Raw genomic sequence first — 10,552 nt, 5'->3', positions numbered from 1 at the left:
TGCACACTCTCGTTTAAATTCACTACTTAGTTGTCTTGTCATCAGATAATCTCCTTTGTTGAGGATTTATCATACCGCTAAGAATATCTACAAGAAAAGTATACCGTTACACATCTGTAGCAACTGAAAATGTAAAAAAAATTAAAGAACCTAAAAAGCACAACAGTCAAGAGACAAACCGACCAGAATAACTAATAATCATCTTAACTTACTCAATATTGGGGTTTCTTGTTTTATATAATTTAACTAAATAAGAAACCCATAGTCTATTTGCATTTTCAATCAAAATTTTGCCGACAAATTGTCGGCAAAAAAGTAAAAAATAATAGAAAATTACGCAAAGCCTTTCAAACCAACTACATGCACATGTTCTTGGTTATTGATAACTTTACGTACGAGTTTATAGGTTGTTCCTTTTTCAGGACTAATGTTTTCAGGTGCGGCTATAATCAATTGCATTTCTAACCGTTCACATAACTCAAACAATGTGGCAATTGATTTGGCGTCAAGTCTAGCTGCTTCATCCAAAAATAATAATCGACATGGTGAAATATCTTTGTTACGCAAGCGTTTAGATTCGTCTTCCCAACTTTGAATTACCATGAGTAAAATGGACATCCCCGTACCAATAGCCTCACCTGTTGATAATGCACCACTTTCAGCACGTAACCAACCGTCAGCACCTCGATTCACTTCAACATCCATTTCAAGATAATTTCGATAATCTAGCAGTTCTTCACCAATATTTTGAGCAGTTCGTTGTCCCATATCAATATGTGGATTTAAACGTTGATAAAGTTTAGCTAACGCTTCTGAGAAGGTAATTCGATTATTACTAAATAGATCTTGATGTTCATTTTGTTCATCAGCAAGTGCGGCTAAAAGTGTTGAATGCGCCTCACGAATATGGACATTTAAACGCACGCCATTAACCTGACCAAATGCCACGGCTTGTAACCCTTGATTAAGCATGCGAATACGATTTTGCTCACGTTGAATCGTTTTACGAATAATATTCGATACACTTTTTGAACTGATTGCCAATTGTTGCTCACGCGATGTCAATTCTTCAGTTAAGCGAGATAACTCAATTTCCATCTGTTCAATCGCTTCAATTGGATCGTCAGTTTTAACAATATCTTGGCGAATTCGTTCACGCAAATGTGCGTAAACAGCGATATAAAATTGGATTTTACGTTCTGGGCGTTTTGGATCTTCTGATAGTCTTAATACATCCCGTAAATGTTCATTGTCATTAACAGCTAAACGTAAGGAACCTAATGCTTTATCCGACATGGAACGCAATTCATCAGCACTTAAATAAGCAAGCTCACGACGGTGTAAACGACGTTCAACACTATTCTCTTTAACCAGCCTTAATACTAAACACCACCCCGCTTTGGCTTGTACTACCTGTTCTCTTAGTTGCTTATAATCACGCAGAGTTTGAGTTAGACGTTTTTGCAGTTGTGCCATTTCGCTTTCGCACATAATGAGTTGTTTTTCAAGCGATGTACAATTTTGGCGATTACTATTCAATTTGTGATGAATTTCATCACGGCGAATTCGAGCTCGCTCTTCAGTGATCGTATCCGCTTTTACGCCGATTTGTTCTATCTCTTTTTGCAGTTCATTAAGCATGTCTCGTTTAGTGTCAAACGCACTTTTGAGCGAAGCAAGTGTTTGGTTATACTGGTTGTACTGATCTTGATATTGTTGCATCTGACGACGAGCATCAGTTTTTTGAGCTTCGACAATTTCTAATCGAGATCGTAGTTTTTCATTCAAATCAGTATTTTCGTTCAGCATTCCTGCCGAGTCTTCATAACTAAAGTGGGCACGCCGTTGCATTACTTCCGTTAAGGAAAAAACTTGTTGGCGAATCGTTTGTTGCTGTGTTTTAACCGTGTTGTAATGTTCACGTAGAGTTTCGTTCTGTTCAGGATCGCTTTGTAAAACAGCTAAAATTGGCTCAAGTTCTGAAACTGTATGGATGTGACGACTTACATATTGGGCAGCATCTTGGGCCTGAGCAACTTGCTCACGTAAATCATCAACACGATCAGCTAAATCATCATCCGCAAGTAAGTGCATCTGTGCAATAAGTCGATTAACAATAGTTAGTTGTTCTTTGCAAGAGGCGACTTGTTGTTGGTTTTGTTTATCAATATTTTCTTGGGATGATAATTGGCGTTCAATTTCGTTGCGTCGTGACGAAAGCTTTTGCGCTTCAGCTTCAGGATCAACATCGAAAGCCACAGCTAAATATTGACCAACAAATTGTCCAACATTTTGTTCAATACGTTGTAATTTCTGTAAATCAAACGAGATTGTCGCATAACGTTCGTGTAACTCATCACGCTCAGTAGATAGTTTTTCAAGATGAACTTCTCGAGCTGCTCGCCCAAATAGCGGTACAGCTGGAAAACTTGAAAATCGCCATTGACGATCTCCTGTTTTGACCAATACCGATTTATTCATTTCTTCACAATTAAATACGCTATCGTCAAATGATGATGGATCTCCTTCAATAAAATAGATATCTTCAGGGTAATCTTCATCACTTGCTGTTAGCGTTTCTAATTGCTGTTTTACTAATGATAAATCAGGCACAACAATAGCCTGCCTTGCAGGCCCATAGAGTGCAGAAAAATAAGGAGCATCATCAATAGTTACATCTTCATAAATTTCAGAAAGTAATACACCATTAAATCGCTCAGCTAGCGCAGACAAACGCCCATCATCGACACCACTTGGTTGGTTAAGTTGTTCGATTTGGATATCAAGTTGGTTACGTCTAAAACTGATTTGGTCACGCTCAGTAATAAGAGTACGTTCTTGTTCAAGCAGTTGTTGCATATGTTGTGTAACAGCTTGACTATGGGCAAACGTTTCACCTGTTTGTTCTTGTAATGCAGTTAAGGCATCTTGAGCTTTTAGCCATAAAGGTGCTTTTTGTCGGTAATCAGTAATTTTTGACTGTATCTGTTCAAGTTCTTGTCTAAACTCAATACGTTTTTCGCTTGATTCATTAGCTAATGTTGCATTGTTATCAAGCTGTACTTCAAGCTCTTGTTTTAGCTCATCAAGATCATCATAATTAACTTGGCGACCAATACGTTTGCAAAATTGTATTAATAATGATTCTGCTTCTTTTTGTTCAAAAAAACGCTGTTCTAGTTCATCAAGTTGTAGTTGTAAATGTTCAGCCTTTTCAGCTTGGTAACATTGTGATGGCCACTGTCTTAATGCCTCTTTTCCTGCAGCAAAGGCTTCACTACGAGTTACATCACCAACCAATTTGACTACCAGTTGATAAGCGCGGTCAAATTGATTAATTGCCGCATCAGATACACTTAATTTTTGCTCAAGCTCAAGAACTTGTTTGGTGATCTCTCTTTGCTTTTCTTCAAACAATTCATAGTAATTTTCAATATTGCTAATGCCTAATTTAGGTAATTGGCATAAACTTTGTGCATTTTTTAATGCTTGTAAAGCCTGTTGGTATTGAATTGCACGGGTTTGTTGAACATCAAGCGCTTGTTGATAATCAGCTAATTGAGTCTTGATTTCGTCAACTTCTTGTTCTGTTTGTTCAACTTGATCACGATAGGTTTGGTACTGTTCATTAGCTTCAAGTACTACTTCGTTTTGTTCTTCTAACTTTAAGTTTAAATCATCTAAATCTGCTTGATAACGGTCGATTTTTTCCTGTTGACGCAATGCAGTTTGCGCTAAATTAAGGTGATCATTAGCAGCCTGTAAGTCGGTTTCCAGATCACTTTGCGCATCTTGATGTTCTTTAAGTTCTTTTGCCATTTCAACTTGGCGGTATTGATTGCTAATAAGCAGATCTTGTGTTTTAAACATGTCACGACGCAGACCAAGTACTGATTCTATATGAACTCGGCGTTCATTATTATGACGCATATAGTCAGCTGCTACATAATTAGTCGATTCTGTTATTAGATGTTTAAATAAATCACGATCAGATTGCGTAACTCGAATAGCCTCTAATGTCATTCGATTTTCACGTAGTGCAGCCTCCATATCTTGGAAAGCTTTACGTACACCACTGTTTTCAGGTAATAAGTAATCACGCAGTGAACGGGTAATCGCACTTGAAATCCCACCATAGAGTGAAGCTTCAATAAGACGATAATATTTACTACGATCAGATGAAGAGCGTAAGCGTTTTGGTAAAATACCAAAATCAAACATAACCGAATGATAATCAGTAATAGAGTTAAATTGCTTGAAAATAACGCCTTCCATTGATTCAACTTTATCTTTTAGCTCCGGCAATGATAAAATACGCGCTTGTCTGTCATTTAAACGTTCCGTTACTAATTCTGTTGGACTAATACCAATAGGTAGACCCTGTAGTAAAAATGGCTTGATATCGACTTTTTTGTCCCGCCCTGCTACTTGTTGCAAACGTACACCACAAATAATTCGCTGATTGCGAGAGTTAATCACATCGAGCATTGAATAACAAACACCGGGTTTTAATTTACCATGCAAACCTTTGTCGCGTGAACCAGAGGTGGCACCTGCTTCGGTGGTGTTTCTAAAATGCAATAAAGTTAAATCAGGAATTAATGCAGTAACAAAAGCCGCCATGGTGGTTGATTTACCTGCACCATTACCACCAGATAATGTCGTAACTAATTGATCAAGCTCAAACGTTCGAGCAAAAAAACCATTCCAGTTTATCAAAGTTAATGAGTGAAATTTACCGTGTCCAATCATGATTATTCAGTCTCCTCATTAACATCTTCATCTAGTTCTTGATTATCTAAAATTAAGGATGATTCAATTTTAATTGCTTCTCCATCTCTAATTAGGCGTAATTGCGCTTCTTGAGCATCATCACTACTACGCACATCCGCACCAAAACGGAAAATTGATTCATTAATACGAAAACGGCTACTATCATTACCAACAATAAAAAAGATCATACCCAACCGACGTAATCGATTTAACGCTGTTTTTACTTTATCAAACAATTTTTGACGATCTAAATCTGAACCTGTTGAGCGTTGATTGACTAATTTGAGTAATTTACTTTCGTCGGCTAATGAAATAAGCTCTTCAAATAGTTCTTGTAGGGTAAAAATACCTTCATGTGCTAATCGTTCTGGGCTTAGGTATAAATAACAAAGCACTTTACCAACTAACATATCAAGCTCTGATAATACTGAACGAGGAATTAATGTTGTAGAACGAGGGCGTAGGTAAAAAAAACCTTCCGGTGCTCGAATTAATTCAACATTATAGCGTTGATAAAATTGTTCAAGCTCAAGTTGAAAATCCATTAAAAAAGCATGATGATCAAGTTCATCAATACCAATATGTCGACCAGAACGTAGTAAACTATCAAGTTCAGGAAAAATCGGATTAGCTATCGCTTGAGCCAACTTAACTGGCATATATTTATCAATGGACGCCTGAGAGCTAGCTGCTATACGCCCCATAACTTCATCAAGATGATGTGCAGTTTGTTGTGTGTCTAAATCGTTAGTATCTATTGATGACATGTGCTTGTACCTTAGCTCCATAATCGTTAATAAGTTTCCATTCAGCAGAAATACCAAGTAAATCATCTTCGGCAATACCAAGGCGAATAGCTTGATCAATAAATAACCTTGCAATATCAAAATGCTGTTCACGAGGGAACTGAGCTAAATAGCTGCGAATGGTAATCCCCATATCAAGTGGTTTATTTTCTTGCTTAAATATCAATAAATTTTGTTCAATATGCGCAATAATATGTTCTTGAATTTCCTCAATCATTTCAAATTCAAGTTCTGATGGTAATTCGCCTGTAACTTCGGCATCATGTAAAGCTAATTCCTCATCACGCATATCAAGTAAACGCTCGGCATTAGCAAAAGTGAGCGACCAAGGCAAATCAAAATATCCTTGAATTGATTTGCGTAAACGTTGTGAAAATACACGGTTTTTATCTAAATCGATAGCGGTACGGATAAATTTATGAACGTGCCTATCATAACCTATCCAAAGATCTATTGCTTTTTGTCCCCAACCAATAATGCGATCAAGCTTACCTTGTAGATCCATAACCACATTGTTAATTTTATCAAGATCAGGATTAGCAAGTGTTGCATCTTGTATTAAAAGCAAACTGGCTTGTAATTTATCACCAGCTGCGGCTAAAGTATCTTGTAGCTCACGCAATGTTTGGGATGTTTCAGTCAGTAACCCTTCACAACTGCTAATTGCTGCTTGCCAATCTTGACTTAATAGGGCAGAAATATTTTGTTTAACGTCAGCCTGTTGTTCATCCATAACACGTTGGGTAATATCAATACTATCAAAAATTTCCGCAACTGAGTATTTTAATGGTGCAAAGACATTTCGATGCCAATGTAAATCATCACCACCTTCGACTGCAGCATCTGCGGCACGCTTCAATTCTTGTGCAACGATAGACAACTGAATAGATAAGCGCAGCGTCGAAAATTCACGTTGGCGGATATAATAATCAGAAATACCTATTCCTAATGGTGTTAAGCGGTAAATAGAAAAACCATCAGTCATATCACTTGTAAATCGAGTAATGAATCGCTGACGCACTAAATCGTTAATTGCATTATTGGCTCGGACAGTGATGGTATCTTCACTTTGTTCAAAAATTAGCGAAACATGCCTAAAAGCGTCAATTAATTCAGATTCGGTCATTTCACCATCAAAGCGTTCGCTATTTAATACGGCAATGGCCAATAAAAAAGCTAACCTTTCAACCGGTAATGTGATCGAAAAATCATTTTTTTTTGCCCAAGAGACCAATTCCGGCACTGATTGGGAAAAATCAATCATAAAAGTTCCTTAATTCAAGGAGAACAAAATAGAAACATTCCACAGAACATCCATTATTCACGGCATAGAAAAAAATAACGTCAATTATATAACAATATAGAGTAGATTTGTAATGGAATTCTAAGAAAGAATTAAAATGATATCATTTAGATGATTACTCGTTATATTTAAATTTATAATAATATTAATTAATAAATATCATTAAAATTAATTAAAATATTATTTCTTGAATAAAAAACAGATTCCCCACTCGCACTGATGTCTATTTATGCTAAAATCAACAAACTCTATATAAACTAACATAAGGATGTAACAAAATGCATATCGGTATACCTAGAGAACGGTTAGCCAATGAAGCTAGAGTTGCAGCAACTCCCCAAACTGTTGGACAACTGTTAAAACTTGGTTTTACAGTTTCTGTAGAACAAGGCGCTGGACATGCGGCTCATTTTGAAGACCAAGCTTTTATTGAGGCTGGAGCAACAATCCAAAATACTCAAGATATTTGGCAAAATGATTTAATTTTGAAATTTCATGCACCAACTGATGATGAAATCGCATTAATGAAAGAGGGATTAACGCTCATCAGTTATATTTATCCTGCCCAACACAAAGATCTATTAGAAAAATTAGCAGCTAAAAATATTACTGTAATGGCGATGGATTGTGTTCCACGTATTTCGCGTGCACAATCTTTAGATGCACTTAGTTCAATGTCTAATATTGCTGGTTATCGTTCAGTTATTGAAGCCGCAAATCAATTTGGTCGATTCTTTACAGGACAAGTTACTGCAGCAGGTAAAGTACCTCCTGCAAAAGTGTTAGTTATTGGCGCGGGTGTTGCGGGCCTTGCAGCAATTGGGGCAGCAGTAAGTTTAGGCGCTATTGTTCGCGCATTCGACACTCGTCCTGAAGTTGCCGAACAAATTAATAGTATGGGTGCCGACTTTTTAGAATTAGATTTCGAAGAAGAAGCTGGTTCTGGTGATGGCTACGCTAAGCAAATGTCTGCTGCCTTTATTGAAGCTGAAATGGCATTATTTGCTGAACAAGCTAAAGATGTAGATATCATTATTACCACAGCTTTGATCCCCGGTAAACCTGCACCAAAACTGATCTCTAAAGAGATGGTAGAATCAATGAAGCCGGGCAGTGTTATTGTCGATTTAGCCGCATTAACGGGTGGTAACTGTGAGTTAACCAAACCTGGCGAAGTTTTCGAAACTGAGAATAATGTAAAAATTGTTGGTTATACTGATTTAGCTAATCGTATGCCTGCTCAAGCATCTCAGCTTTATGGTACAAATATTGTTAACCTATTAAAATTGCTTGCTAAAGAAAAAGACGGCAATATTGATATCAACTTTGAAGATGTTGTTATTCGTGGCGTAACCGTGGTTAAAGAGAAAGAAATCACTTGGCCAGCACCACCAATTCAAGTATCAGCACAACCTCAGAAAAAAACTTCTGAGCCAATTGCTAAACCTGAACCCAAACCAATGGATCCACGTAAAAAATATGGAATTTTTGCATTAGCCGTTCTAGCCTATTTCTGGCTTGCAAATTCTGTACCTGAAAGCTTTTTAGGGCATTTCACTGTTTTTGCTTTATCTTGTGTGGTTGGTTATTACGTTGTATGGAATGTTACGCACTCTCTACATACTCCACTGATGTCAGTAACTAATGCAATTTCTGGTATTATTTTAGTCGGAGCAATATTGCAAATCGGTGATGACAACGGTCTAAGTACAGCAATTGCCTTTGTTGCTATTTTAATCGCTAGTATTAATATTTTTGGCGGATTCTTTGTTACTCAAAGAATGTTGAAAATGTTTCAACGTGACAAGTAAGGGAGGGAATAAACCATGAGTAATGGAATCATTCAAGCAGCCTATGTTATTGCTGCATTACTTTTTATCTTTAGTTTACGTGGTCTTTCTAACCAAGAATCAGCCAAATCAGGAAATATCTACGGTATGATTGGTATGGCTATTGCACTTATTGCAGCAGTAGCTAGTATCAAGGGTGGATTACACTGGATCGTAATCGCAATGATTATTGGTGCAACAATTGGGTTATACCTTGCTAAGAAAGTTGAAATGACGCAAATGCCAGAACTTGTTGCGCTACTACATAGCTTTGTTGGTATGGCTGCTGTACTTGTTGGTTTAAATAGCTTTTTAGACTTAAACAATCATTCACAACTATTTCATGGTAGTGAGCTTACTGTACATTTAGTCGAAATTTTTGTGGGTGTATTTATTGGGGCTGTAACTTTCTCAGGTTCTGTTGTTGCATTCGGTAAATTAAATGGTCGCATTAGCTCTAAACCGCTTTCTATTCCAAATAAACATTATTGGAATCTAGCTGCGATTGTTGTTTCGATCATATTAATGTATACCTTCATTGAAGTAGAAAAAGGAACAGGTGCACTCATTAGTCTATTAATTATGGCGATAATTGCATTTGTATTTGGCTTCCATCTTGTTGCCTCAATTGGTGGTGCTGATATGCCAGTAGTAATCTCAATGCTAAACTCTTATTCTGGTTGGGCTGCAGCAGCAGCTGGCTTTATGTTAGGTAACGATCTCTTAATTGTAACAGGCGCATTAGTTGGTTCATCAGGTGCAATTCTTTCATATATTATGTGTAAAGCGATGAACCGCTCATTTATTAGTGTTATTGCTGGCGGGTTTGGTAGTGATGGTAGTTCAACAAGTTCGTCTGATGAAGAACAAGGTGAATACCGCGAAATGCAACCAGCGGAAGTAGCTCAAACATTAAAAGAAGCTCGTTCTGTTATCATCGTTCCTGGGTATGGTATGGCTGTTGCTCAAGCTCAAGGTGCTGTAAGTAATATTACTGAAAAACTACGTGGCATGGGTATTGAAGTTAGATTTGGCATTCACCCAGTGGCTGGACGTTTACCTGGGCATATGAATGTATTATTAGCTGAAGCGAAAGTCCCTTATGATATTGTATTAGAAATGGATGAAATCAACGATGACTTCCCTGATACTGATGTGGTTTGGGTAATTGGAGCTAACGATACTGTTAACCCAGCGGCAGAAGAAGATCCTAATAGCCCAATAGCTGGGATGCCTGTTCTTGAAGTTTGGAAAGCAAAGACTGTTATTATTTCTAAACGCTCAATGAATACTGGTTATGCAGGCGTACAAAATCCACTATTCTTTAAAGAAAATAGCTATATGTTATTTGGTGATGCTAAAGATAGTGTTGAAAAAGTACTACAAAGTCTTTAATGATTAATTCATAAAATATACTGTGGTTTTGCCACAGTATATTTTTAAAATAGGCGCTAATTTAAATTCGATTTAGCTAAAAAATCGATTATTCGATCCGTTATTTCACGGTGTATCTCTGTCCTTGTGCGATTACCACCATCTTTACAAATGATTGATTCTCCTTTAGCCTCTTGCTCTAAAATATCTATAGCATCTGATTTACAAATTTGTATGAAAGTAAAATGCATTGCATCAAGAATAACAATATTAAGTTGATAATGATTTTGAAAGAAACTGTTGTAAATAACCAGATTCAAGCTCTACATTCATATCACCAACATCAATACCAGCACCAATGATTAAAGAAGGAACAGTAATATTGATCCTCGCCAAAATATTAGACAGTGCCCACCTCTATCATTTTTTCATTTTGGTAATATTGTTGTTCATATTGTTCAGGTGAT

At 36.9% G+C, this 10,552-nt stretch carries 6 protein-coding genes; 2 read left to right on the top strand and 4 right to left on the bottom strand.

Annotation, left to right across the window (positions count from 1 at the left end; all coding sequences use genetic code 11):
* Positions 1–333 precede the first annotated feature (333 nt).
* The 3 genes from mukB to mukF are packed head-to-tail and all read right to left on the bottom strand — an operon-like array spanning position 334 to position 6,843.
* Positions 334–4,752: a chromosome partition protein MukB gene (mukB, locus tag GQ589_RS10860; RefSeq protein WP_160426142.1), complete on the bottom strand. Its 4,419-nt coding sequence runs from the start codon at positions 4,750–4,752 to the stop codon at positions 334–336.
* A 2-nt stretch (positions 4,753–4,754) separates the two neighbouring features.
* Positions 4,755–5,477, bottom strand: coding sequence for a chromosome partition protein MukE (mukE, locus tag GQ589_RS10855; protein ID WP_160426144.1), 723 nt, complete (start codon positions 5,475–5,477; stop codon positions 4,755–4,757).
* A gap of 43 nt (positions 5,478–5,520) precedes the next feature.
* Positions 5,521–6,843 carry a chromosome partition protein MukF gene (mukF, locus tag GQ589_RS10850; protein WP_160411043.1) on the bottom strand — a complete coding sequence of 441 codons (1,323 nt, stop codon included), beginning with the start codon at positions 6,841–6,843 and terminating at the stop codon, positions 5,521–5,523.
* A gap of 317 nt (positions 6,844–7,160) precedes the next feature.
* Between mukF and pntA the strand changes: the two genes are divergently transcribed.
* Positions 7,161–8,693: a Re/Si-specific NAD(P)(+) transhydrogenase subunit alpha gene (pntA, locus tag GQ589_RS10845; RefSeq protein WP_160400564.1), complete on the top strand. Its 1,533-nt coding sequence runs from the start codon at positions 7,161–7,163 to the stop codon at positions 8,691–8,693.
* 15 nt (positions 8,694–8,708) lie between these two features.
* A complete protein-coding gene (gene pntB, locus GQ589_RS10840; protein ID WP_160426140.1) occupies positions 8,709–10,106 on the top strand; it encodes a Re/Si-specific NAD(P)(+) transhydrogenase subunit beta in 1,398 nt (465 codons plus the stop codon).
* A gap of 249 nt (positions 10,107–10,355) precedes the next feature.
* Here the strand turns inward: pntB and GQ589_RS12440 are convergent, their stop codons facing one another.
* Positions 10,356–10,481, bottom strand: coding sequence for a hypothetical protein (locus tag GQ589_RS12440; protein ID WP_255471195.1), 126 nt, complete (start codon positions 10,479–10,481; stop codon positions 10,356–10,358).
* Positions 10,482–10,552 lie beyond the last annotated feature (71 nt).

It is taken from the genome of Gilliamella sp. Pas-s27 (assembly GCF_009795865.1).
In the GTDB taxonomy this organism is placed as follows: domain Bacteria; phylum Pseudomonadota; class Gammaproteobacteria; order Enterobacterales; family Orbaceae; genus Gilliamella.
Note: the sequence above shows the minus strand (reverse complement) of the source record. Positions and strands in the feature narration are given on the sequence as shown.